The organism is Brevundimonas naejangsanensis DSM 23858, assembly GCF_000421705.1.
In the GTDB taxonomy this organism is placed as follows: domain Bacteria; phylum Pseudomonadota; class Alphaproteobacteria; order Caulobacterales; family Caulobacteraceae; genus Brevundimonas; species Brevundimonas naejangsanensis.
The window spans coordinates 559,204-584,154 of the sequence record NZ_ATXN01000002.1; the positions used below are offsets into that span (position 1 = coordinate 559,204).

General features: G+C 67.7%; 24 protein-coding genes. 15 read left to right on the top strand and 9 right to left on the bottom strand.

Annotation, left to right across the window (positions count from 1 at the left end):
- Positions 1-16 precede the first annotated feature (16 nt).
- From H556_RS0102915 to H556_RS0102945, 7 genes are all read left to right on the top strand, one after another.
- Positions 17-2,509 carry an LPS-assembly protein LptD gene (locus H556_RS0102915; protein ID WP_035302735.1) on the top strand — a complete coding sequence of 831 codons (2,493 nt, stop codon included), beginning with the start codon at positions 17-19 and terminating at the stop codon, positions 2,507-2,509.
- 102 nt (positions 2,510-2,611) lie between these two features.
- Positions 2,612-3,979, top strand: a complete 1,368-nt coding sequence (locus tag H556_RS0102920) for a peptidylprolyl isomerase (protein WP_024353021.1) — start codon at positions 2,612-2,614, stop codon at positions 3,977-3,979.
- Positions 3,976-4,995 carry a 4-hydroxythreonine-4-phosphate dehydrogenase PdxA gene (gene pdxA, locus H556_RS0102925; protein WP_024353022.1) on the top strand — a complete coding sequence of 340 codons (1,020 nt, stop codon included), beginning with the start codon at positions 3,976-3,978 and terminating at the stop codon, positions 4,993-4,995. The genes H556_RS0102920 and pdxA overlap by 4 nt, the downstream gene beginning before the upstream one ends.
- Before the next feature lie 60 nt (positions 4,996-5,055).
- On the top strand, positions 5,056-5,469 hold the full coding sequence (locus tag H556_RS0102930) for an endonuclease domain-containing protein (RefSeq protein WP_024353023.1): 414 nt from the start codon (positions 5,056-5,058) through the stop codon (positions 5,467-5,469).
- Positions 5,466-6,272, top strand: a complete 807-nt coding sequence (gene rsmA, locus H556_RS0102935) for a 16S rRNA (adenine(1518)-N(6)/adenine(1519)-N(6))-dimethyltransferase RsmA (RefSeq protein ID WP_024353024.1) — start codon at positions 5,466-5,468, stop codon at positions 6,270-6,272. The genes H556_RS0102930 and rsmA overlap by 4 nt, the downstream gene beginning before the upstream one ends.
- On the top strand, positions 6,269-7,426 hold the full coding sequence (locus H556_RS0102940; protein ID WP_024353025.1) for a pyridoxal phosphate-dependent aminotransferase: 1,158 nt from the start codon (positions 6,269-6,271) through the stop codon (positions 7,424-7,426). Before rsmA ends, H556_RS0102940 begins: the two co-directional genes overlap by 4 nt.
- A 36-nt stretch (positions 7,427-7,462) precedes the next feature.
- Positions 7,463-8,509 carry a L,D-transpeptidase family protein gene (locus H556_RS0102945; protein WP_024353026.1) on the top strand — a complete coding sequence of 349 codons (1,047 nt, stop codon included), beginning with the start codon at positions 7,463-7,465 and terminating at the stop codon, positions 8,507-8,509.
- On the opposite strand, the gene H556_RS0102950 is transcribed toward H556_RS0102945, so the two are convergent.
- From H556_RS0102950 to H556_RS0102990, 9 genes are all read right to left on the bottom strand, one after another.
- Positions 8,506-8,958, bottom strand: coding sequence for a nucleoside deaminase (locus tag H556_RS0102950; protein WP_024353027.1), 453 nt, complete (start codon positions 8,956-8,958; stop codon positions 8,506-8,508). The genes H556_RS0102945 and H556_RS0102950 overlap by 4 nt on opposite strands.
- A 5-nt stretch (positions 8,959-8,963) precedes the next feature.
- A complete protein-coding gene (gene gmk / locus H556_RS0102955; protein WP_024353028.1) occupies positions 8,964-9,605 on the bottom strand; it encodes a guanylate kinase in 642 nt (213 codons plus the stop codon).
- Positions 9,595-10,494 (bottom strand): YicC/YloC family endoribonuclease, encoded by a 900-nt coding sequence (locus H556_RS0102960; protein WP_024353029.1) that lies wholly within the window; start codon positions 10,492-10,494, stop codon positions 9,595-9,597. The genes gmk and H556_RS0102960 overlap by 11 nt, the downstream gene beginning before the upstream one ends.
- Positions 10,491-11,687, bottom strand: coding sequence for an endolytic transglycosylase MltG (gene mltG / locus H556_RS0102965; RefSeq protein WP_024353030.1), 1,197 nt, complete (start codon positions 11,685-11,687; stop codon positions 10,491-10,493). The genes H556_RS0102960 and mltG overlap by 4 nt, the downstream gene beginning before the upstream one ends.
- Before the next feature lies 1 nt (position 11,688).
- Positions 11,689-12,969: a beta-ketoacyl-ACP synthase II gene (fabF, locus tag H556_RS0102970; RefSeq protein WP_024353031.1), complete on the bottom strand. Its 1,281-nt coding sequence runs from the start codon at positions 12,967-12,969 to the stop codon at positions 11,689-11,691.
- Between the two features lie 118 nt (positions 12,970-13,087).
- The gene (locus tag H556_RS0102975; RefSeq protein ID WP_003165440.1) at positions 13,088-13,327 is read right to left on the bottom strand and encodes an acyl carrier protein; all 240 of its coding nucleotides are present in this window, start codon (positions 13,325-13,327) and stop codon (positions 13,088-13,090) included.
- Positions 13,328-13,513: 186 nt separating this feature from the next.
- Complete coding sequence (gene fabG / locus H556_RS0102980; protein ID WP_024353032.1) at positions 13,514-14,254, bottom strand: 3-oxoacyl-[acyl-carrier-protein] reductase; 741 nt, start codon at positions 14,252-14,254, stop codon at positions 13,514-13,516.
- Between the two features lie 107 nt (positions 14,255-14,361).
- On the bottom strand, positions 14,362-15,306 hold the full coding sequence (gene fabD / locus H556_RS0102985) for an ACP S-malonyltransferase (protein WP_024353033.1): 945 nt from the start codon (positions 15,304-15,306) through the stop codon (positions 14,362-14,364).
- 83 nt (positions 15,307-15,389) lie between these two features.
- Complete coding sequence (locus H556_RS0102990) at positions 15,390-16,817, bottom strand: purple acid phosphatase family protein (RefSeq protein WP_024353034.1); 1,428 nt, start codon at positions 16,815-16,817, stop codon at positions 15,390-15,392.
- A gap of 302 nt (positions 16,818-17,119) precedes the next feature.
- Between H556_RS0102990 and rpsF the strand changes: the two genes are divergently transcribed.
- The 8 genes from rpsF (at position 17,120) to alr (ending at position 24,923) form a co-directional block, all read left to right on the top strand.
- Entirely contained in the window at positions 17,120-17,497 is a 378-nt protein-coding gene (rpsF, locus tag H556_RS0102995) for a 30S ribosomal protein S6 (protein ID WP_024353035.1), read from the top strand.
- 11 nt (positions 17,498-17,508) lie between these two features.
- A complete protein-coding gene (rpsR, locus tag H556_RS0103000; RefSeq protein WP_003167100.1) occupies positions 17,509-17,784 on the top strand; it encodes a 30S ribosomal protein S18 in 276 nt (91 codons plus the stop codon).
- Between the two features lies 1 nt (position 17,785).
- On the top strand, positions 17,786-18,370 hold the full coding sequence (rplI, locus tag H556_RS0103005) for a 50S ribosomal protein L9 (protein WP_024353036.1): 585 nt from the start codon (positions 17,786-17,788) through the stop codon (positions 18,368-18,370).
- Positions 18,371-18,757: 387 nt separating this feature from the next.
- Complete coding sequence (locus H556_RS0103010) at positions 18,758-21,163, top strand: TonB-dependent receptor plug domain-containing protein (RefSeq protein ID WP_024353037.1); 2,406 nt, start codon at positions 18,758-18,760, stop codon at positions 21,161-21,163.
- A gap of 172 nt (positions 21,164-21,335) precedes the next feature.
- Complete coding sequence (locus H556_RS0103015; protein WP_024353038.1) at positions 21,336-21,710, top strand: hypothetical protein; 375 nt, start codon at positions 21,336-21,338, stop codon at positions 21,708-21,710.
- Positions 21,711-21,759: 49 nt separating this feature from the next.
- Entirely contained in the window at positions 21,760-22,161 is a 402-nt protein-coding gene (locus tag H556_RS0103020) for a hypothetical protein (RefSeq protein ID WP_024353039.1), read from the top strand.
- Between the two features lie 120 nt (positions 22,162-22,281).
- Complete coding sequence (locus H556_RS0103025) at positions 22,282-23,784, top strand: replicative DNA helicase (protein ID WP_024353040.1); 1,503 nt, start codon at positions 22,282-22,284, stop codon at positions 23,782-23,784.
- An 89-nt stretch (positions 23,785-23,873) separates the two neighbouring features.
- A complete protein-coding gene (gene alr, locus H556_RS0103030) occupies positions 23,874-24,923 on the top strand; it encodes an alanine racemase (RefSeq protein ID WP_024353041.1) in 1,050 nt (349 codons plus the stop codon).
- The last annotated feature ends 28 nt before the right edge of the window (positions 24,924-24,951 follow it).

Genomic DNA, 24,951 nt, shown 5'->3' on the forward strand with positions numbered 1-24,951 from the left:
AATGAGTGGACACCGCATGACCCATCGCCGCCTCCCCCGTATGGGAGCCCTGCGCCTTCGGCTGTTGACCGGCGCGGCGTTGGTCATAGGCGCGCCCCTCTCATCCCTGGCCTTCGCCTCGGCCGCACAGGCCCAGACGGCGCCCGTCCCGGTTCAGGCTCCCGCGCAGCCCGCGCCCCAAACCACGACCGAGGCCGCGCCCGGCGCCGACGGCCTGACGCCCGACGCCGTTTTCGTGGACGCCGATTCCGCTCAGCGTCAGGGCGACGTCATCTCGGCCCACGGCTCGGCCGAGGATCGGGTCATGGCGCGCTTTCAGGACCACAGCCTGCGCGCTCAGGACCTCACCTATGACCTCCAGAACCAGGTCGCCACGGCTTCAGGCGACGCCGAACTGACGGCGCCGGACGGTTCGGTCGTCCACGCCCAGCGGATCGAACTGGATTCCGACCTCAAGGCGGGCGTCGCCGTCGACCTGGCCACCCGGCTGTCCAACGGCTCCAGCCTGATGGCCGCCACCGCCGTTCGTCGCTCCGAGACGGTCAGCGAGCTGAACAACGTCATCTTCACCCCCTGCCCGATCTGCACCGTGGACGGCGCGGCCAAGACGCCCAGCGTCTCCATCCAGGCCTCCAAGGCGGTCCAGAACGAAGAGTTGCGCGCGATTCTGTATCGCGACGTGGTGTTCCGGCTGGGCGGGGTTCCGATCTTCTACCTGCCCGCCTTCTCTCATCCCGACCCGACCGTGGACCGGGCGTCAGGATTCCTGGTGCCGTGGGGGGATTATCAGGCGGGACGCGGGGTCTCGCTGGAGATTCCCTATCTGCACGTCATCTCGCCCTCTGAAGACGTGCTGGTCAGCCCCCAGTTCAACACCAAGGTCGCCCCGCTGCTGAACCTGCAGTGGCGCAAGCGATTCACCGACGGGATGATCGTCGCGCGCGGCGGCGCCACCTACGGCCGCAGCTTCGGCGACTTTGATCTGGACGGCGACGGCCAGGCGGAAAGCAACGTCCGTTTCGGCGACAAGACGACCCGCAGCTATCTGCTGGCCCACGGCAAGTTCGATCCCGACGGCCCGTGGCGCTGGGGCTTCACGGCCGAACGTGTCTCGGACAAGACCCTGTTCGACCGCTATGACATCCGCGACGCCTATCAGGACAACGGTCTCTACTACGGCGACAGCCGCCGCCTGATCAGCCAGATCTACGCCGAGCGCCAGACCGAGCGGTCCTATCTGTCGGTCGCGGCCTTCACCCTGCAGAGCCTGCGGGTGGCCGAGTTCAACCCGATCACCCCGGCCCTAAACGTCTTTGAAGACGACAACACCCTGCCGCTGGTGGCGCCGCTGATCGAGGCGCGCTGGGAGCCTGAAGGCCCTGTGCTGGGCGGTCGCCTGCGCCTGCGCGGCTCGGCCGTGGCGCTGACGCGCGACGCCTATGTCGGCTTCCCGACCCTGGCGCCCGAACTGATTCCCGGCGGGCCGACCGACGGCCTGCCCGGCGTCGACAGCCGCCGCATCACCGGCCAGGCCGAGTGGCGCCGGGTGCTGACCTCGCCCATCGGCGTGCGGTGGGAGCCCTTCGTGGACCTGCGCGCCGACGTCTATTCGGTCGATGATCTGCCGCCTGCCCTCGGCGTCGAGAACGAGACCTACACGCGCGCCCGCACCAGCGCCGGCATCGACGTCAGCTATCCGCTGTACCGCCCTCTCAGCGCCTCGTCCGACCTGATCCTTGAGCCGATGGCCCAGTTGTCGATTTCCAACAAGGCCGACCTGGACCCGCGCATCCCGAACGAAGACAGCCAGATCACCGAGTTGGACCACCTGTCCCTGTTCCGCATGGACCGCTTCCCCGGCTACGACCTGCTGGAGGGCGGCCTGCGCTTCACGGCAGGCGCCCGCGCCACCCTGCGCTGGGACGAGGTGCGTTCGGCCAGCCTGTTCATCGGCCGCAGCATGCGCGCCGACGACCAGGACGAATATCTGACGCCGATCCCGGATGATCCGAGCCGCCTCTACGACCCGTCGGGACTGGCCAGCCGGACCTCGGACTGGGTCGTTCAGGGGACTTTCAATCCGTCGGACCGGATGCGCGGCTGGTTCCACGCCACCGTCGACGGCAATGGCGAGATTCGCCGCGCCGAAGCGACGGTCGACGGCCGCTGGGGGCGCCGCAACCTGGCCAGCGTCAGCTACATTGTCGACCGCTCCAATCCGCTGGACGGACCCGAAAACCGCAACTACGAATTCGTCCAGCTGTCGGGTCACCAGTTCGTCTATGGCAACTGGGGCGTGGCGGTGACCGGCATCGCCGATCTGGAACGCGACATCATCACCCGCTCGGAGGTCGGCCTGTTGTTTGACGACGACTGTTTCCGCATCGAGCTGGGCTGGCGTCGCGACAACACCCGCGTGCGCCCCACCGGCCCGGCCGAGGGCGTCTATATCCGTCTTAACCTCGCCACTTTTGGAGGTTCAGGCTATGATCGCGGCAATATGCGGTAGGCATGGCGTGGATTGCGGCTTACGGGGGTGTATCCCCTTGCGCGGCGGTGCGGACAGCATCGCTCACCGGGTCGGGACCGCTTTAGGGAATCAGGACTGACGATGCGTTTGAAGCGTTACTCTATGGGAGCCGCCCTGGCCGCCCTTATGGTCGTGACGGCCGTGGAGCCTTCGTGGGCCCAGACGGCGCCTGCTCAGACAGCGCCTGCTCAGACGGCGCCCGCAGCCGGCGCTCTGAATCCCGCGGCGGAAGAAGCGCCACAGCGCGCGACCGCCGCGCCCCAGTTCCGCATGGCCGACGGCATCATCGCCACGGTCAACGACCGCATCATCACGGGCTTCGACCTGCGCCAGCGTATGCTGGTCGTCATGGCCATGTCCCAGTTGCAGCCGACCGAAGAAAACATCGCCGCGATCCAGCAGCAGGCGCTGAACGACCTTATCGAACAGCACCTTCAGGCGCAGGAAATCGCCAAGTTCGACCAGTTGAGGATCACTGACGACGAGGTCGATCGTGAAATCGCCGACATGGCGCGCCAGGCGGGCGCCAGTCCTGAATCCTTCCTCACCTTCCTGCAGCAGGGCGGCATCGCCCTTCCCGCCTTCCGCGAACAGATCCGCACCGAGGTGGGCTGGCGCGAACTGGTCGGCGGCCGCTTCCGCGACCGCGCCCGCGTCAGCAAGAGCCAGGTCGATCAGGCCATGCGCCAACTGACGGAATCGGCCACCAAGCCCCAGTATCTGGTCGGCGAAATCTACCTCGAAGCGGCTCGTGTCGGCGGGATGCAGGAAGCCATGAGCGGCGCCCGCCAACTGGTGCAGCAGATGATCCAGGGCGCTCCCTTCATGGCCGTGGCGCGCCAATTCTCGGCCGCCCCTTCGGCCGCGCGCGGCGGCGACGCCGGCTGGATCGTCCAAGGCACGACCCAGCCCGCCCTGGAATCGGTCATGGACACCCTTGAGGTCGGCCAGCTGTCGAACCCCATTCCCGTCGATGGCGGGGTCTACATCCTTTACATGCGCGACAAGCGCTCGGGCGTCTCGACCAGCATGGTCAAGATGAAGCAGGTCATGATCGAACTGCCCGAGACCGCCGACGAGGCCCAGGTCGCCGCCGCCACCCAGCGCCTGGACGCCCTGCGCGGCGAACTGACGTGCGACAATATCCTGACCCGCGCCCGCTCCGAAACCGGCCTGCTGGGCGCTGATCTGGGCGAAAGCGACGTCGCGGATCTGCTGCCGCAGTTCCAGCAGGTCGCCCGCTCGGCCGAGGTCGGCTCCATCAGCACCGCAGTGCGTACCCCGCTGGGCGTCCATCTGCTGGCCGTCTGCGACCGTCGCCTGGGCGGCCCCGAAGCCCCCTCTGCGCAACAGGTCGAAAGCCGCCTGCAGAACCAGAACTACGCCATGCTGGGCCGCCGCTACCTGCGCGATCTGCGCGAAGACGCCCTGATCGAAATCAAGCAATGACGATGCCCCGGCCGCTCATCGTCACGATGGGCGACCCCGCCGGGGTCGGGCCGGAGATCATCGCCCGCGCCTGGTCGGTGCTGTCGTCGCCGCCCGGCCCGCTGGCTCCGATCACGCCCTTCGTCGTGGTCGGCGACGCGGAGACGATGAAAGCGCAGGACCAGCCGGTCGAGGCCGTGCTCAGCCCGTCAGACGCAGCTTCCGTCTTCGGCCGCGCCATCCCTGTTCTGCACCATCCGGCGCCCGCGCCCGTCACCCCCGGCCAGCCCGACCCCGCCAACGCCGTCGCCGTGGCCGACTGGATCGAGCGCGGCGTCGATCTGGTGCTGTCGGGCGAAGGCTGCGGTCTGGTGACGGCGCCCATCGCCAAGGCGCCCATGTACGCCTCCGGCTTCCGCTTTCCCGGCCACACCGAGTTCATCGCCGAACTGACCGCCGACATCCCCTTCAGCGGCACGCGCGGCCCTGTAATGATGCTGACGGCGAAAGATCTGCGCGCCTGCCTCGTCACCATCCATGTGCCGATCGACCAGTTGCCTGAACTGGTGACAGGCGAACGCGTCGCCCGCGTCGCCCGCGTAGTCCACGAATCGATGAAGCGCGACTTCGGCATCGCCTCCCCGCGTCTGGCGATGGCCGCCCTCAATCCGCACGCAGGCGAAGGCGGCGCCATCGGCCTGCAGGAGGTGACGGTGCTGCGTCCCGCCGCCGAGGCCCTGCGGGCCGAGGGGCTGAACATCACCGATCCCCTGCCCGCCGACACCCTGTTTCACGAAGAGGCGCGGGCGCGCTACGACGCCGTCGTCTGCCTCTATCACGATCAGGCGCTGATCCCGGTGAAGACGCTGGATTTCTGGGGCGGGGTGAACGCCACCCTCGGCCTGCCCATCGTCCGCACCTCTCCCGATCACGGCACCGGCTTCGACATCGCCGGCAAGGGCGTGGCTCGCGCCGACAGTTTCATCGCCGCCGTCCGCCTGGCTTCTGAGATGGCGTCCGCCCGCGTCAACCGATAGCCTTCTCCCCTCGGGGGAGAAGGTGGGCGCCGAAGGCGCTCGGATGAGGGGGCGGCGACCATGTGGCAAACGCCAGACCGCACAAGGCGCGCCCGTCGGCAACGCCGAACCCTGAACCACGCCGAGGCAATATTTTGGCGAATTGTCCGTGACCGCCGCTTCGATAACCTCAAGTTTCGTCGTCAGACGCCGGTCTGCGGCCTGATCTGCGACTTCGCCTGCACGGAAATTCGACTCATCGTAGAGCTGGACGGCGGCGTTCATAAGCTTCATGACGCCCAGGATGCTGAACGTGACGCCAGACTGGAGCAGGCGGGATCCATGGTGCTGAGATCGGGCAATGAGGCCTTCCTGTCCGACCCTAACGTCCTGTTGGGCGCGATCCGCCTTCGTGCGGCGCAGATGCGGACCCAGCCCCCTCATCCGAGCGGCTCCGCCGCCCACCTTCTCCCCCGAGAGGAGAAGGAAAAGTGACTTTGCCCACCCTGCGTGAAACGCTCGACGCCCACGGCCTGTCGGCCAAGAAGAGCTTCGGCCAGCATTTCCTGCTGGACCTGAACGTCACGCGGAAGATCGTCCGCTACGCCGGGCCGTTCGACGGCCGCGCCGTCATCGAGGTCGGCCCCGGCCCCGGCGGCCTGACCCGCGCCCTGCTGGAAAGTGATGCGGGCAAGGTGGTGCTGGTCGAGAAGGACCCCCGCTTCATCCCGCTGCTGTCCGAACTGGACGACGGCTCGGGCCGCCTGACCATCGTCGAGGCCGACGCCCTGAAGGTGAAGGAAGCCGACTTGGTCGAGGGACCGGCGCACCTCGTCTCCAACCTGCCTTACAACGTCGGCACGCCGCTGCTGATCAAATGGCTGACGGGGCCGTGGAGCCCTTGCGCCCTCACCCTGATGTTCCAGAAGGAGGTCGCCGAGCGCGTGGTGGCCCAGCCCGGCGAGGACGCCTATGGCCGCCTGGCCGTCATCAGTCAGGCCGTGGCCGAGGCGCGCATCGTCATGCACCTGCCCGCCGCCGCCTTCACCCCGCCGCCCAAGGTGGCCTCGGCTGTGGTGCATCTGATACCCTTGGCCGAGCGCCCCGCCCCCGACCGCCTGAAGCGGCTGGAACGGGTCACGGCGGCCGCCTTCGGCCAGCGTCGCAAGATGCTGCGCTCCAGCCTAAAACAACTCGGCGGCGCCGCCCTTTGCGAAGCCGCTGGAATCGAACCCGACGCCCGCGCCGAGACCATCGACGTGGCGGGCTTCCTCAGATTGGCCGACGCTTTGACATGACAGTAGAAATCGAACCCTTCCGCGCCATCGCCATCAGCCGCATCGCCCATGAGATGAAGGCCAAGGGCCAGTCGGTCATCCATATGGAGTTCGGCCAGCCCTCGACCGGCGCCCCTGCGCCCGCCCTGGCCGAGGCGCACCGCGTGATCGACGCCGAGGCCGGCGGCTATTGGGAAAGCCCCCTGCTGCGCGCCCGCGTGGCCAAGCTGTATAAAGACCGCTACGGCGTCGTCATAGATCCCGAGCGCGTCATCATGACGGCCGGCGCCTCGCCCGCTCTGGTGGTGGCGCTGAACATGCGCTTCGCCCCCGGCGACCGCGTCGCCATCGCCCGCCCCGGCTACGTCGCCTATCGCAACACGATGAAGGCCCTGCACATCGTCCCGCAGGAGATAGACTGCGGCCCCGACGTGCGCTTCCAACTGACGGCCAAGGCCCTGCGCGAACTGGACCCGGCGCCCAAGGGCGTCATTATCGCCAGCCCGGCCAACCCGACCGGCACCGTCATCGCGGAGGATGAGCTGAAGGCGATTGTCGAGGTCTGCCGCGAGCGCAACATCAGCATCATCTCGGACGAGATCTATCACGGCATCACCTACGGCCACGACACGCCCTGCATGCTGCAGTTCGACGACAAGGCCATGATCGTCAACAGCTTCTCCAAATACTGGAGCATGGCGGGCTGGCGCCTCGGCTGGCTGATCCTGCCGGAAGAAGAGGTCCAGCAGGCCCGCGCGCGCATGGGCAACATGTTCCTGACGCCGCCGACGCTCAGCCAGTTCGCAGGTCTGGCCGCCATGGACTGCGAAGAAGAGCTGGAAGCCAACATCGACGTCTATCGCGCCAATCGCGAGCTGATGCTGAAGGCGCTACCCGCCATGGGCCTGCGCTCGATCGCCCCGCCGGACGGCGCCTTCTACATCTATGCGGACATCGGCCACCTGACCAACGACAGCATGGCCTTCTGCGAGAAGCTGGTGCGCGAGACGGGCGTGGCCACGGCGCCGGGCGTCGACTTCGATCCGGTCAACGGCCACCGCTTCATCCGCTTCAGCTTCGCCGTCTCGACGCCCGAGATCGAGGACGCGCTCAGCCGCCTTAAGCCTTTCTTCGCCGCCCGCACCGAAGAGACCCAGGAACAGCAGACCGCGTAAACGCGTTCGACAAGTCCCGGAACCTTCGGAGCTTTCATGTCGAAATCGCGCCTCGCCGCCTCTGCCCTGCCCTTCATCGCGGCCGCCCTGACGGCCTGCGGCTCTCCGGCCGAAACGTCCAGGCCGGAGCAGCCCCCGGCCGCCGCCCAGCCCACCGCGCCCGCCGCTCTGACGCGTGAGGCCGTCGAAAGCGCCGTATTCGAAACCGCCCCCGCTCCCGTCGAGGGCCAGCCCGCGCGGCCGGACGCGGCCACGGCGCGCGCGCAGATCCTGCTGGACCGCGCCAACTTCTCGCCCGGCGTCATCGACGGCCTGGGCGGGGACAACACGCGTCAGGCCATCGCCGCCTTCGAAAAAGCCGCCGGCCTGCCGCAGGACGGGGTGCTGGACGCCGAGGTCTTCCGCCGCTTGACCTCAGGCGACGACGGCCGCGTCCTGACCGACTACACGATCACCGCCGCCGACCTCAGCGGCCCCTTCATCGGCCAGGTTCCGGCCAGTCTGGCGGACATGGCCAAGCTGAAGACGGTCGGCTACGCCACGCCGCTGGAGATGCTGGCCGAGAAGTTCCACATGACCGAAGGCCTGCTGCAGGCGCTCAACCCCGGCGTCGACTTCGGCAAGGCGGGTCAGACCATCATCGTGGCCGCCGTCGCCCAGACCGACCTCGCGGCCGAGGTGGCCCATATCGTCGTGGACAAGGCCGAACGCTCGGTGCGGGTCTATGACGCCTCGGACAAGCTGCTGGCCTTCTATCCGGCCACCATCGGCAGTTCGGCCCGCCCGGCGCCGTCGGGCGAGTTGACCGTCGTCGGCGTCGCCCCGGAGCCCAACTACACCTACGATCCGGATCGGGTCAGCTATGACCGGGGCGACCGCAAGGTCATCGTGCCGCCGGGGCCGAACAATCCGGTCGGCTCAGTCTGGATCGACCTGTCGCGTGACACCTATGGCATCCACGGCACGCCGGACCCGTCCAAGGTCGGCAAGACCTTCTCCAGCGGCTGCGTGCGCCTGACCAACTGGGACGCCGAACAACTGGCCTCCAAGGTCAAGCCGGGCGTGCGCGTAACCTTCCGCTAGGCGGCGTAAAGCTCCGCCGCCGTCCGTCCCGGCACATCCAGTCGCGTCAGCGGCAACGGCGGCGGGTCCAGCGTCACGCCCAGCGCCTGATAGGTCGCCGCGCTGGAGAAGCCGTAAGGCTCGGCGTCCGCATTACTGAAGGCGTAGTAGACGGCGCTGACCCGCGTCATCACAGCCGCCGCCAGGCACATGGGGCACGGGTGCCCGCTGGCGTAGAGCACCGCGCCCGTCATATCGACGCCGCCCAGCGCCGGTCCCGCCTGACGCAGGGCTTCCATTTCGGCGTGTGAACTGGGGTCGTTCGTCGCCAGCATCCGGTTGACGCCGCTGGCGACCAGCGAGCCGCCCTTGACCAGCACCGCCCCGAACGGCCGACCGCCCACCCTGACGTTCTCCAGCGCCAGATCGATCGCCTGAGCCAGCCAGCGACGGTGTTCGGCCTCCCTCATGCGCGTCAGACCACTTCCTTCAACAGGGCCGCCTTATAGCCGTCGACCCACAGGTTGCGGCGACGGCAGCTGCGTTCAGCGTGATAGATGTGCGCCAGTTCGGCGTAGGACCGATCAAAATCCTCGTTGACCAGCACATAGTCGAACTCGTCGCAGTGCTCGATCTCGCCCTTGGCGTTGGCGACACGGCGCTCGATCACGTCCTCGGCGTCCTGAGAGCGCGTCACCAGACGGCGACGCAGCTCTTCCAGGCTGGGCGGCAGGATGAAGACCCGCACGGCGTCGCCGGGGCATTTGGCGGCCACGTCGCGGGCGCCCTGCCAGTCGATGTCGAACAGGACGTCGCGCCCCTCGGCCAGCGCCCGCTCGACCGGAGCGGCCGGGCTGCCGTAGCGGTTGCCGTGCACATCGGCCCATTCCAGGAAGGCGTCGCCGTCGATCAGGCGCTGGAATTCCTCGACCGAAACGAAGTTGTAGTCGCGCCCGTCCACCTCGCCCGGCCGAATGTCGCGGGTGGTCATGGAGACGGACAACTCCAGCCCCTTGTGGTCGGCCATCAGGCGGCGGCACAGCGAGGTCTTTCCGGCCCCCGACGGACTGGCCACGATCAGCAGGACGCCACGGCGGGGGGTGCGGTTATTCGACATTCTGAACTTGTTCTCGAAGCTGCTCGATGACGGCCTTCAACTCCAGGCCGATTCCGGTGAGGGCGGTCGTAGCGGATTTCGAACAGAGGGTGTTCGCCTCGCGCATGAATTCCTGCATCAGGAAGTCGAGTTTTCGACCGGCGGGGGGTTGCTGCAACAGTGCGCGGGCCGAGGCGACGTGGGCCGTCAGCCGGTCCAGCTCCTCGCGCACATCGGCCTTGGTCGCCAGCGCCGCAGCCTCAAGGAAGACGCGCTCGTCCAGACCCGGCGCATCGGGCGCCAGTTCGCTGATGCGCCGGGTGAAACGTTCGCGGATGGCCTCGACCTGGGCCGAGGCTTCCAGCTCGGCGCGCGCGACCAGAGCCTCAATGGTCCCGACGAAGTCGTGGATCACCGGCGTCAGTTGCTCACCCTCGCGCTGACGCGACGCCTTCAGCGCATCCAGCGCCTGTTCAACCGTGGCGGCCATAGCCGATTCCAGAACGGCGCGAGCCTCGGTGTCCTCGTCCTCTTCGGCGACCTCGATGACGCCGCGCAGGGCCAGCAGGCCGTCGGCCGAGGGCGGGGTCGCTCCTTCCTCCGCCAACTGGTTCGCCAGCCGCAGATAGGTCGCCAGCACCGCCTCATTGACGCGTGGCGCGGGCTCGGTTCCCTCGGCGCGTTTAGCCTGAAGGCCCAGCGTCACCTGCCCGCGGTTCAGCCGCGCCTGAGCCGCGGCCTTGGCCAGCCGTTCCAGATTATCGAAGCCGTGCGGGCCGCGAAAACGCATCTCCAGCGACCGGCCGTTGACCGAGCGCGCCTCGACCGTCCAGGTCCAGCCGTCCAGCGTCCCGTCGGCCCGGCCGAAGCCCGTCATGCCCGAGATCTCGCTCGAAATAGAGTTGCTCATCGTCCAGCCTCCGTAGGCACGCGAATGACCTTGGCGCCCGGCGGAATGGCGATGGCCGGGCCTGCGGCTTCATCCGTCATCGGCGCAGGCGACGTCTCCGGCGCGGTTTCGCCCGCCGCCAGACCGGCCTTGCGGCGCTCGATCTCGCGCCAGCGGGCCACGTTCAGCAGATGTTCCTGATAGGTGCGGGCGAAGACGTGGCCGCCCGTGCCGTCGGCGACGAAGAAGACGTATTCCGAGCGCGGCGGGTTCAGCACGGCCTTGATCGCCTCCTCGCCCGGATTGGCGATGGGCGTCGGCGGCAGGCCGTCGATCAGATAGGTGTTCCACGGCGTCGGCTTGCGCAGCTCCGACAGCAGGATGCCGCGCCCCAGCGGCCGCCCCTTGGTCACGCCGTAGACGATGGTCGGGTCGCTCTCCAGCCGCATCCCCAGACGCAGGCGGTTGGTGAAGACGGCCGCCACCTCGGGCCGTTCGGAGGCGATGCCCGTCTCCTTCTCGACGATGGAGGCCAGGATGACCGCCTCTTCCGGCGTCGTGACCACCGTGGCGGGCGAGCGGGCGGCCCACAGCGTCTCCAGCTTGGTCTTGGCCGCGCGCTGCATCCGGGCGACGACGGCGGCGCGGGTTTCGCCGCGCGTGACCTCATAGGTCTCGGGCCACAGGCTGCCCTCGGGCGGAACCTCGACCTCGCCGGTCAGGACCGGCTGTTTCATGAGGATGTCGACGGCCTGGGCGCTGGACCAGCCCTCAGGCAGGGTCACGTAGTGGCGCACCGACTTGCCGTCGACCAGCAGGCCCACCACCGTCGCCAGAGAGGCGCCTGACGGCACCTCATATTCGCCCGCGCGGATCTTGCGGTCGGCGCCGGTCAGGCTGATCGCCGCGCGGAACAGGTCGGTCGAGCGGATCACCCCCGCCGATTTCAGATTGGCCGCAATGGCCGGAACGCCCGCCCCGGACGGCAGGGTGACAATGGTCGCCTCCCCTTCCGCCGCCCTCGGCCCCGGCCCCCAGTAGACGGCCCAGAACGCCACCAGCGCGGCGACCAGAAACAGACCCAGCGTCCCGGCGGCCGTGATCAGGCCGACGCCGAGACCGGACTTTGCGCCTCCGCCCCCGCTTCCCTTTTTCGGAACGCGCGACTTGGGAATGCGAACCTTGGGGGTGCGGCGGGACGGAGCCTTGGCCAAGTCAGTCGACCTTCTTGAAGATCACAGAGGCGTTTGTGCCGCCGAAACCGAAGCTGTTGGACATGGCGACATCGATCTTCCTGGCCTTGCCCTTGTGCGGAACCAGGTCGATCGGCGTCTCCATCTCCGGGTCGTCCAGATTGATGGTCGGCGGCGCCATCTGATCGCGGATGGCCAGGACGGAGAAGATGCTCTCGATCGCCCCGGCGGCGCCCAGCAGGTGGCCCGTCATCGACTTGGTCGAGGACACGGCCAGGTCCTTGGCGTGGTCGCCGACCAGCCGCTCGACCGCCTTCAGCTCGATCCAGTCGGCCATGGTCGAGGTGCCGTGGGCGTTGACGTAGTCCAGGTCGGACGGCTGCATGCTGGCGCGCTTCAGCGCCGCCTTCATGGCCCTCAGGCCGCCGTCGCCATCTTCCGACGGGGCGGTGATGTGATAGGCGTCGCCGCTCATGCCGTAGCCGACGACCTCGGCGTAGATCTTGGCGCCGCGCGCCTTGGCGTGTTCGTACTCCTCCAGCACCATGATCCCGGCTCCTTCGCCCATGACAAAGCCCGCATGGCCGCGATCATAGGGACGTGAAGCCTTCTCCGGCGTGTCGTTATAGGCGGTGCACAGCGCCTTGCAGGCCAGGAAGCCCGCGATGCCGATCGGCACGACCGAGCTCTCAGCCCCGCCCGCCACCATGACGTCGGCGTCGCCCAGGGCGATCATCCGGGCCGCGTCGCCGATGGCGTGGGCGCCGGTGGCGCAGGCGGTGACGACCGAGTGGTTCGGACCCTTCAGGCCGTGGCGGATCGAAATCTGGCCCGACGCCAGATTGATCAGGGCCGAGGGGATGAAGAAGGGGCTGACGCGGCGGACGCCCTGTTCCTTCAGGATGATGGCCGTGTCCGCGATGGGGCCCAGGCCGCCGATGCCCGAACCGACCATGACGCCGGTCGCTTCCTTGTCGTCTTCGCTTTCCGGCTTCCAATCCGCATCAGCCAGCGCCTCGTCCGCCGCTGCGATGGCGTACAGGATGAAGTCGTCGACGCGCTTGCGGTCCTTGGCCGACATGACCTGATCGGGATCGAAGACGCCGGGCTGGCCCGCCTCGCCGCCGCCGCGCCCGTCGACGCTGGGCACTTCGCCCGCGATGGTGCAGCCGTAGCCCTCGGTGTCGAAGGCGGTGATCGGACGGATGCCCGAGCGGCCTTCCAGAATGCCCTTCCAGACGTGCTCGACGCCCGTGCCCAGAGGCGTAACCAGGCCGAGGCCCGTGATGACGACGCGGCGCATGGTTCGCGCTCCTTCTTGGTCAGAATCGTAACCAGAAACACTAATGGCCGCCGGACGGTCCCGCTAGGGGTCCGTCACGGCGGCCATCAGCTGGTAAGTGCGACGAATCGCAGCCGGATCAGGCGGCCAGCTTCTCGTCGATGAACTTCACCGCGTCGCCGACGGTCTGGATGTGCTCAGCCGCGTCATCCGGGATTTCGACGTCGAATTCTTCTTCGAAGGCCATGACCAGTTCGACGTTGTCGAGCGAGTCAGCGCCCAGGTCGTCGATGAAGGAAGCCTTCTCGGTGACCTTGTCCGGATCGGCGTCCAGGTGGTCGATCACGATCTTGCGGACGCGTTCGAGGGTGTCGGACATGAGTGTCTCTCTTGCCTGTTTGAAATCGCCGTGATGGCGGGTCGAGGGTTGTTTCGCCGTGTCACGGCTGCCTGCCGGGATCAAGCCTCAATGAGACTCACCCCCGAAAGACGTCCGTGCCCTTTAGCACAGGGTGCGGAAGTGGAAATAGTCTGTTGCGCGTCGTGATGACACTTCACGCTTCGATCAAATCATCGCCATGCCGCCGTTAACGTGCAGCGTCTGGCCGGTGACATAGGCCGCTTCATCCGACGACAGATAGACGGCGGCCGAGGCGATTTCGTCGCCCGCGCCCAGACGTCCGGCCGGAATCTTGGACAGGATGGCCTCGCGCTGCTGGTCGTTCAGCACGTCGGTCATCGGCGAGGCGATGAAGCCCGGCGCGATGCAGTTGACCGTGATCCCGCGCGAGCCGACTTCCTGGGCCAGCGACTTGGAAAAGCCGATCATCCCGGCCTTGGAGGCGGAATAGTTGGTCTGGCCGGGGTTGCCCGTGACGCCGACCACCGAGGTGATGCCGATGATGCGGCCCGAACGGCGCTTCATCATCCCCTTCACCGCCGCGCGGGTCAGGCGGAAATAGCTCTCGAGGTTGATCTGGATGACGGACTGGAAGTCCTCGTCCTTCATCCGCATCAGCAGGCCGTCCTTGGTGATGCCCGCGTTGGCGACCAGGATGTCCAGCGGCGCGCCCGCCGCTTCCTCCGCGCGCGCAACCAGACCGTCGACCGATTCCGCGTCCGACAGGTTGGCGGCGGCGAAATGCGCTCGTTCGCCCAGCTCCTTGGCCAGATCGGCCAGCACGGCTTCGCGCGTGCCGGACAGGACGACAGTCGCTCCCTGCGCGTGCAGGGCGCGGGCGATGGCGCCGCCGATGCCGCCGGTGGCGCCGGTCACGAGGGCGGTCTTTCCCGAAAGATTGAACATTGAAATCTCCGCTCATCCCCGCGGAGGCGGGGACCTAGGCTTTAGCTTCAAGCGCCGCATCTCGTTCCCAAAGAACTGGGTCCCCGCCTCCGCGGGGATGAGCGGCTTCAGATCGTTTTCGCGAAGGCTTCCAGCTCTTCCGCCGTATTCAACGCCAGGGCCTCGGCGTCGGGAGCGATCCGCTTGGCCATGCCGGTCAGCACCTTGCCGGAGCCGACCTCGACGAAGCGGGTCACGCCGCCTTCAGTCGCCATCCACTCCATGCTCTCGCGCCAGCGCACGCGGCCCGTCACCTGCTCGACCAGCAGGCGGCGGATGACCTCGGCGTCGGTTTTCGGGCGGGCGGTGACGTTGGCGACCACCGGCACGGCGGGCGCCACGATCTTCGCATCGGCGAGCGCGGCGGCCATCTCGTCGGCAGCAGGCTGCATCAACGGGCAGTGGAAGGGCGCCGAAACATTCAGCGGAATGGCGCGCGCGCCCAGTTCCTTGGCTTTCTCGATGGCCAGATCCACGGCGGCCTTGTCGCCCGAGATGACGACATTGCCCTTGTTGTTGTCGTTGGCGACGACGCAGACGCCCGCCGCCGAACCGGCCTTGGCGGCCTCTTCAGCCAGCGCCAGATCGGTCTTGGGCCCGATCAGCGAGGCCATCGCGCCCTTGCCCACCGGCACGGCGCGCTGCATGGCCTGACCGCGCAGCTTCAACAGACGGGCGGTGTCCGACAGGCTGATCGCGCCCGCCGCGGCCAGAGCCGAATATTCGCCCAGCGAGTGACCGGCGACGAAGGCCGCGCGCGCCACATCGACGCCGAACTCGACCTTCAGCACCCGCGCCGTGGCGACCGACACGGCCATCAGGGCCGGCTGGGCGTTCTCGGTCAGGGTCAGCTGATCTTCCGGCCCTTCGCGCATCAAGGCGAACAACTTCTGGTTCAGGGCGTCGTCCACCTCGGCGAAGACTTCGCGCGCGCTGGCGAAGGCCTCCGACAGGGCGACGCCCATGCCGACCGACTGGCTGCCCTGACCGGGAAAGAGAAGCGCGAGGCTCATCCGGGATCGTCCGTCATCCGTTGAATCAAGCCGCGAGGGTTAGGCGAATCCCTCCCCTACGGCAAGAAGGACGGCGGGCCGGTTCAGTCCTTCCCGCGCGCCGTGCAGGGACGGTCGTCCGGTCCCGCCGCGCCGTTGCAGCGGCGCTGGGCCATCAACGTCTCTTCCGTCTCGACCAGACGCTTGGTCCCGTCCGCCTGCCGTTCCAGCGTGAAGGCGTCATACAGGCCGCCCGTCGCCGTGAAGGCGCGGAACGACAGGCGATCCGCCTCGACGTCGATCAACTGATACAGTTCGGTGTTCTCGGCCGCGCGCACGGGCTGCGTGTCCGCCCGGTCGTTCAGCCCATACATCTTGGAACCGGTGACCGAGACCACATAGACCGGCCCCTGCGGACGGCCCGCCGCGCTGGCGGCGCGCGAGGCCTCGGCCCCGGCGGGGTTGGAGACGCGGCCATAGCAATGGTCGTGCCCCTGCAGCACCAGATCGATGTTGCGGGCGTCGAAGATCGGCTTCCAGGCGGCCTTCAGCTCCTCGGTGTCCTCGGGCCGGGCGCAGGTGTAGATCGGCTGGTGGAACAGGGCGACGTTCCAGCGCGCCGAGCTATCGGCCAGCACACGATCCAGCCAGCGCGTCTGGCTTTCCCCGGCGCCCAGATCGATCGCCGCCGTGCCGTCCAGCACGATGAAGCGCACGCCCTGATAGTCGACATAATAGCTGGTCGCCTTCGCTCCCTCTGCGCCATTGTCCGGCAGGGCGAACTGCAGCGGCCAATGCGGGCCCAGAACGCGCGATTCCTCGCCGTTCGGCAGCACGTGGTCGACGTATTCATGGTTGCCGCTGGCGGGCAGTTGCGGCGTCATGGCGAAGGCGCGGCCGCCCGCCTCGGTCCATTCGCCCCATTCGTCGTCGTGAACCTTTTCCTCGCGCTGCGCCACCAGATCGCCCGCGTGAACGACCAGCGCCGCCGGTCCCGCCTCCTTGAAGGCCGAGCGGATCACGCGCGAGCCGATCTCCAGAATGTCGTTCTGGGTGTCGCCCAGATAGATAAAGCGGAACGGCGCGAGCTCAGGCTTCGCCGTGCGGAATGGCAGCCACTCGCTCCAGCCGTCGGCGGCGCGCACGCGATAGACATAGCGCGTGTCCGGTTTCAGCCCGTCAAAGCGCGCCTGATGATAAAGGGCGCGGCCGTTCTCGTTTTCAATCGGCGTCGTGGCGCCGGCCACGGTGCGGGCGGCGAAACCCAGCAAGGGGCCGTCGATCTCCTCGGCGATCTGAGCCTCGGCGGCGCTCTGGCGCGTGTCGGTTCTCCAGGCGACGGCAGCGCCGCGCGCAGCGTCAGCGGCGGGGCTCAGCACGATGCGGTCGGCCCAGCCCTTGGCCGCCCAGCGACCGTTCGGCGCGTGCAGCGGCGCAGGCTTCGTCGCCTCCGCCAGCACCATGGAGGGCGCAGCGGACAGCAGGGCGGCAGCAGCCAAGGACGCGACCTTGCAGGCGACGGACAGCTTCATGTTGGATGTATCCCCGAACCGATATGATCCCTGTTATGGATTAACGGGCCAGTGCGACGGTTCGCCGGGGGTTTTGTGAAACTCCTGCGAGGAATGCGCCGCGCACGATGCGATGGGGCCCCTGCCCCGCGCCCTGCCTTGCCCTGACGGGGTTTTTCCCGTATAGGCGCGCCCTTTCCAGGGCTTCGGTCCTGCTGCGGAACGTCAAAGGGCCGGGAAACTCCCGTCCGCCGCATCAGGAGCCATCGTGGACGAACTCACCCGGTTCGTTCGCGCCGATGTCCGCCAAGGGAGAATACCGCATGGCTCTTTACGAGCACACGGTCATGACGCGCCAGGATATCTCGGCGCAACAGGCCGAAGCGCTGAACGACACCATCAAGGCTCTGATCGAAGAAGGCGGCGGCTCCGTCGCCAAGATCGAGTACTGGGGTCTGCGCAACCTGACCTACCGGGTCAAGAAGAACCGCAAGGCTCACTATTCGCTGATGGCCGTCGACTGCCCGCCGGCCGCCATGGCCGAAGTCGAGCGCCAGCTGTCGATCAACGAAGACGTGCTGCGCTGGCTGACCATCCGCGTCGAGGAACTCGACCTGGAGCTGTCGCCCCTGCTGGCCCGCCGCGAACGCGAGCGTGACCGCAGCGCCCCGCGTGGCGAAGACGCCGCGGCTTCGGAATAAGGAACCGGATCATGACCGATACGACTGCCCCCATCCCGGGCGCTCCGGCCGGCTCCGGCCCGGCCCGTCGCCCCTTCTATCGTCGCCGCAAGGTTTGCCCGTTCTCGGGCGCCAACGCGCCGAAGATCGACTACAAGGACGTGAAGCTGCTGCAGCGTTACGTCTCCGAACGCGGCAAGATCGTGCCTTCGCGCATCACCGCCGTTTCCGCCAAGAAGCAACGCGAACTGGCCAAGGCCATCAAGCGCGCCCGCTACCTGGCCCTCCTGCCGTACGTGGTGAAGTAAGATGAAGGTCGTTCTGCTGGAACGCGTCGAGAACCTCGGCGCCATCGGCGACGTCGTCACCGTCAAGGACGGCTTCGCCCGTAACTTCCTCCTGCCGCGCGACAAGGCGCGTCGGGCCACGGAAGCCAACCTGAAGGCCTTCGAAATCGAACGCGCCGCCATCGAGCAGCGCAACGAGAAGAACAAGGCCGAGTCGCAGAAGATCGCCGACAAGATCGACGGTCAGAGCTACATCATGATCCGTCAGGCTGGTGAAACCGGCCAGCTGTACGGCTCGGTCGCCGGCCGCGACGTCGCTGAGGCGGTTCGCGCCGAAGGCGGCAAGGTCGAGCGCTCGCAGGTCGTGCTGAACACGGCGATCAAGACGCTGGGCGTCCACGAGGTGCTGGTCCGCCTGCACCCCGAGGTCTCGGCCACGGTCAAGATCAACATCGCCCGTTCGGCCGACGAAGCCGAGCGTCAGGCCAAGGGCGAGGACGTGATCCGCAGCCAGTTCGACGACGAGCGTCAAGCTGCTGATCAGGCCGCTCAGGAGCTGCTGGAAGGCGGCGCCGGCCAACAGGAAGGCTTCGGCGACGAAGCCTGATCCTGTCGCTTCGGCGAGATGATCCAGGGGCGCTTCCGCAAGGAAGCGCCCCTTTTTCTTTGCCCGGCCCCCTGCCTGCCGACAGGACGAAACCGTCGCCTACCCTTAGCTTTTCTAACTAACCTGTGAAGTAATCTCGATACCGGACGCCGTCTTCGCGCCGCAGTATCGCCGCGTCTCGTCACATTCGACGCGCCGGAGCCGCCATGCCTTCAGTCCAGTCCCGCCCGACCTGGGAGCCGCGTTCGCAGGCCGCTCCCTGTCGCGATTGTGACTGATTTCGGCCCTCGGAAACTTCTCGTTAGCCTTACCGACGCAGGCTTGGACCGTCGCGCTTTCAGTATGCGGCGCTTTCCCCGCGTCCAACCAGAAAAGCTGATCTCTCCCATGCCCATCGTTTCGTTCCGCCGTCCCGCCCTGCTGGCCGCCGCGTCCGGCGCCGCCCTCCTGATCGCCGGCGCCGCCCAGGCCCAGAGCACGCCCGACAACGCCACCTCAGTAGACGACATCGTCGTCACCGGCACCCGCGCTCCGGCCCGTTCACGCCTCGACACCCTGGCGCCGGTCGATGTGGTGACGGCCGAGACCCTGCAGAACCGCGGCACGACCGAGTTCGCCGCCGCCCTGGCCCAGACCGTGCCGTCGCTGACCTTCGCCCGTCCGACCGTGGTCGACGGCACCGACTCGGTTCGTCCCGCCACCCTGCGCGGCCTGTCGCCTGACCAGACCCTGGTGCTGCTGAACGGCACGCGCCGCCACGCCTCGGCCCTGGTCAACGTCAACGGCTCGATCGGGCGCGGCTCGGCGGCTGTCGACCTGAACGCCATTCCCAGCGGAGCCCTGGACCGCGTCGAGGTGCTCCGCGACGGCGCCTCGGCGCAATACGGTTCCGACGCCATCGCCGGGGTGGTCAACCTGCGCCTGAAGGAAGCCCGCGAGGGCGGCGGCGCCAGCGTCACCTACGGCCAATATTTCACCACCGTCGAGGCCGCGCGCGGCAAGCGCGACGAGACCGACGGCGCCACCACCACCGTTTCGGCCTGGCAGGGGCTGGGTCTGGGTTCGGACGGCTTCCTGACCCTGTCGGCGGAGTATCTGAACCGCGAACCGACCAACCGCTCGGACATCGACCCGCGCGCCGCCGCAGATGGCGCCATCACCGCCCGCGCGGGCGACCCTGATGTCGAGCAATGGACGGTCTTCGCCAACGCCGGCAAGCCGTTGAACGCAGACTGGGAGGCCTTCGGCTGGGCCGGCTATCAGCACCGCGACAGCGAAAGCGCCGCCTTCCCACGCCTGCGGGACAATGTGAACAATGTGTCGTCCATCTACCCTGACGGCTTCCTGCCCAAGATCGCGGTGCAGTCGAAGGATACCTCGGCCGGGGGCGGCGTGCGCGGCGACATCGCTGGCTGGAACGCTGAGTTCAGCCTGGTCTACGGCCGCAACGCCCTGGCCTTCCGCACCGAGGATTCCCTGAACGCGACCTATGGCGCCGCTTCGCCGACCAGCTTTGATTCCGGCGGCCTGACCTATGACCAACTGGTCTTCGGCGCCGACTTCTCGCGTCAGTTCGACGTCGGGCTGAGCGGTCCGCTGAACTTCGCCTGGGGCGCTGAAGCGCGCAAGGAGAACTACAAAATCGAAGCCGGTCAGGCGGAATCATGGAACCGCGGCCCCCTCGGAACAAACACGAGCCTGGCAGGCGGCGCTCAGGGCTTCGTCGGCTTCCAGCCCTCGAACGAGGTGGACGAGGATCGCGACGCCTTCGCCCTGTACGCCGACGTTGAAATCCCCCTGACCGACAAGTTCACGGTCGAGGGCGCCGTGCGGATCGAGGACTATTCCGACTTCGGCGACGCCCAGACGGGCAAGCTGGCCGCGCGTTATGACTTCAGCCCCAACTTCGCCCTGCGCGGTTCGGTCTCGACCGGATTCCGCGCACCGTCGCTGCAGCAGAGCTTCTTCACCTCGACCTCATCCGTCATTCAGGACGGGGCTGTGGTGGAGACCGGCACCTTCCCCGCCACCAGCTCCGTGGCCTCAGTACTGGGCGCGCGTCCGCTGAAGCCTGAGACCTCGACCAACTACACCCTGGGCGCGGTGATCCGGCTTGGAAACTTCGACCTGACGATCGACGCCTACCGCATCGAGATCGAGGATCAGATCGTCCTGTCCGAACTGATCAACCGCAGCTTCTCGACCCAGGTCGCCGGGCTGCTTGATCCGCTGGGCATCCAGGCCGCGCGTTTCTTCCTGAACGGCGTGACGACCGAGACTGAAGGCGTCGACATCGTCGGCCGCTATCGCCTGCGCACCGAGACGGGCGGCGACTGGGACTTCACCGTCGCAGCCAACGTCAACGATGTCAGCGTGACCAAGGTCCCGACCTCCTCTTCGGTGCTCAACCCCGTGCCGACCCTGTTCTCGCGTCAGCGCATCGCCACCATCGAAGAAGGCACGCCGGATACGAAGGTCTCGGCCTCGGCCGACTGGAATCTGGGCCGCTGGGGCGCGACAGCGCGGGCGACCTATTACGCCAGCGTGCTTCAGCCCGGCTCAACGTCGGCCAGCGACTATTCGACGGGCGACAAGACCACCATCGATCTGGAAGGCCGCTTCCAGATCAGCGACCGCGTAGGCCTGGCGATCGGCGTCGATAACGTCTTCGACCAGTATCCGGATTTCGTGCCGGCCGATCTGAACAGCAACGGCGTGCTGGGCTTCCCTTACTACTCCCCGTTCGGCTTCAACGGCCGCTACGGCTACGCCCGCCTGAACCTGAAGTGGTGAGGCCGCGCGCCCGAAGGCTTCCTCCCTGGCCTTTGAGCGCGCCTCCATCGTCAGGCGCGGCGTGCGTCGCAGCCGCCGCGCCTGACGAAAACTTAATGTCCGACGGCGTTCATCGCTCATGGTTCTCTCGCTATCCGCAAGCTAGGCTTGAACGCCTGACGAAAGGGAAGCCATGAAAGCCGCTGCAATCGCCGTCGTCGCCGCCCTGACCCTGTCGGCCCTGCCCGGCGCAGCCGCCGCCATGTCGGTTCAGGAGTTCCTGACCTCGGCCAACCGCATCCCGCGCAATCCGACCGCCCTGCTGCGGTCAGACACGCGGCGGCTGATGAACGAGATTAGAGGGGCCTTCCAGGCCGTGCGCGACGATCAGGCCGCCGCCAAGACCGCCGGCCGCCGCCCCGCGACCTGCATCCCCGACGGCAAGATCAGCCTGTCGGCAGAGCAGATCCTGGACCGCTTCAACGCCATCCCTGCCCAGCGGCGCCACATCAGCGTCAACCAGGCCGTCCGCGAATGGATGGGCGAACGCTATCCCTGCCCGGCCTGACCGGCGCCCGCACTTGCACTGCGGCGTCGGCGGGCGCATTTATTCCCCCATGTCGCGTTTCGCTCTCGCCCTCATCGCCGCGCCTCTGGCTTCGGTGACGCTGTTCGCCTCCGCTCCCACCGCCCAGGCCCAGTCGTCCGACATGACCGTCCAGCAGTTTCTGACCATCGGCCAGAACATCCCGCGCAACCGCGCCGTGGCCATGATGCGCCCGGACACCCGTCGCCTGATCCGCGAGGTCACCGGCGCCGTCAGCACGGTGAAAGCCGAGCAGGCCTCGGCCGTCTCGGCCGGTCGCCGCCCGGCCCACTGCATCCCCGCCTCCGGCACCGGCATCACCCCCGAGACGCTCGTCGCCCGCTTCGAGACCATGCCCGAGGCGCGGCGTCGCGTCACCGTGACCCAGGCCGTGCGCGACTGGATGGTCGAACGCTACCCCTGCCGCAGCTGACGGCCCCTCACTGATCCGACAGCGGTTTTCCGCGCCCGTCCACAGGCGCAGGCGACTGTCCACGACGACGACCGCGCCCGCGTCTGACGCAGGGCGCGCCTATGGCTATTGATGATGTCGATGAACGCCTTCGCCCCCCTGCCCTATGATTCCGCCAACGACCCCGTGCAGGTGTCGTCCATGCCCCATAATCTGGAGGCGGAGCAGGCCCTGCTGGGCTCGCTGATGTTCGACAACGCCGTGTTCGAACGTCTGTCGGACCGACTGCGCGGCAGCCATTTCTACGAACCCTTCCACCAGCGGCTGTTCGACGCGATCGAGGACCACATCCGTCAGGGCCTGCTGGCCGAGCCCACCATCCTGATGGAGCGATTCAAGCAGGACCCGGCCTTTCAGGAGTTCGGCGGCCTGCGCTACCTGGCCGATCTGGTGGACCGGGCGCCGCCCGCCGCCAACGCTCCCGACTACGCCCGCGTCGTCTATGACCTGGCGCTGCGCCGCGACCTGATCCGCATCGGCGGCGAGATCATCAAGGAGGCGCCCAACCCCGAGACGCCCGCCGACGAGCAGATCGAACAGGCGGAGCAGACGCTTTATTCGCTGGCCGAGACGGGCAAGCCGTCGTCGGGCTTCGTGTCCTTCTCACAGGCCCTGTCGGGCGCTGTGGAAATGGCGGGCGAGGCCTATCAGCGCGAGGGCAAGCTGGCCGGTCTGGCCACCCGGCTGGACGATCTGGACCAGAAGCTGGGCGGCCTGCACCCCTCCGACCTTCTGATCCTCGCGGGCCGTCCGTCGATGGGCAAGACGGCGCTGGCCACCAACATCGCCTTCAACGTCGCGCGCAACTATCGATGGGAGCCGACCCCGGACGGCGGGCGTAAGACCGTCGACGGCGGCGTGGTCGCCTTCTACTCGCTGGAAATGAGCGCTGAACAGTTGGCCATGCGCATTCTGGCCGACGCCTCGGGCGTATCCTCGGACAAGCTGCGCAAGGGCGAGATCGACGCCTCGGACTTCGGCAAGATCCGCGACGCCGCCATCGAGATCGGCGAAAGCCCGCTCTACATCGACGCCACCGGCGGCCTGTCCATCTCCAAGCTGGCGGCGCGCGCGCGGCGGCTGAAGCGGATGGAAAACGGTCTGGACCTGATCGTGGTCGACTACCTCCAGCTCGTCACCACCGGCGACAACAGCCAGAAGAACCGGGTGCAGGAAGTCTCCGAAATCACCGGCGGCCTGAAGGCTCTCGCCAAGGAGCTGAACGTCCCCATCATCGCCCTGTCGCAGCTGTCGCGTCAGGTCGAGCAGCGCGAGGACAAGCGGCCGCAACTGTCCGACCTGCGGGAATCCGGCTCGATCGAGCAGGACGCCGACTGCGTCATGTTCGTCTATCGCGAGAGCTACTACCTGGGCCGCGCCGAGCCGCGCGAAGGCACCGAAGAACACCTGAAGTGGCAGGAAGACATGGACCGCCTGCAGCACCAGGCCGAGGTGGTCATCGGCAAGCAGCGCCACGGCCCCATCGGCATCGTCAAGCTGGCGTTCGATTCCAACACCACCCGCTTCGGCAATCTGGCACACGACGGCCGCTACGGCGGCGCCTATGCGGATATCCCGGAGTAAACGCCCCACCCTCCGGTCGGGGCCACGCGCGTGTCGCTAGGGCATAAAAGCCGGTAGCGCCGCCCGAGCAGCGGCCTATAACCCTTTTCATGACCTCCCCCGCCCTTGCTCCCGCTGTCCTCAACGTCGATCTGGACGCGCTCGTCCGCAACTATCGCACCCTCGAGACCGTGACGGGCCGTCCGGTCCATCCGGTCGTGAAGGCTGACGGCTACGGCCTGGGCGCCGCCGCCGTGGCCCGTCGGTTGATGGCCGAAGGCGCCAGCACCTTCTTCGTCGCCCGCGCCGCCGAGGGCGTGCGCCTGCGCGAGGCGATCGGGCCTGAGCCGGTCATCTATATTCTGGACGGCTGCCACGGCGATGGCGCGGCTATGCTCAAGGCCTCGAACCTGCGGCCCGTCATCAACCACCCGACCCAGCTGCAGACCTGGCAGGCGGCAGGCGGCGGCGCCTGCGCCCTGCAACTGGACACCGGCATGAACCGGCTGGGTTTCCGCGTCGAGGACGCGCCTGAACCGTTCGAGGGCCTCGAACTGGTGATGACCCACCTGGCCTGCGCCGACGAACCGTCGAACCCGCTGAACCGGGCCCAGCGCGACGCCTTCGCCGCGGCGGTCCAGCGCTATCCAGGCGTGACGCGCTCTCTGGCCAACTCGGGCGGCTGCTTCCTGGGACCGGACTTCGCCTTCGACGTGGTGCGCCCCGGCATCTGCCTGTACGGCGGCGGCCCGGAAGGTCGTCCTCATGAAAAGATCGCCCCCGTCGCCAGCCTGATAGCCCAGGCGGTGCAGGTGCGCGACGTGCCCGCAGACGAAACCGTCGGCTATGCCCAGGGCCACAAGGCCGACAGACCCATGCGCGTGGCGACTGTCGGCGCCGGCTACGCCGACGGCGTGCTGCGCTCCTACAGCCCCAAGGGACAGGTCTTCATCGCAGGCGAGATGCGGCCGATCATCGGCCGGGTGTCAATGGACGTGCTGGCCGTCGACGTAACCGGCCTGGACGTCAAGGCGGGCGATCCGGTCGAGATCTACGGCGCCAACCGCCTGATCGACGATGCGGCCACGGCGGCAGGGACCATCAGCTATGAACTGCTGACCTCGATCACGCCACGCGTGCCGCGCGTCTACAAGGGCTGAATAGCAAAGGGCCGGGGCGCACCGCCCC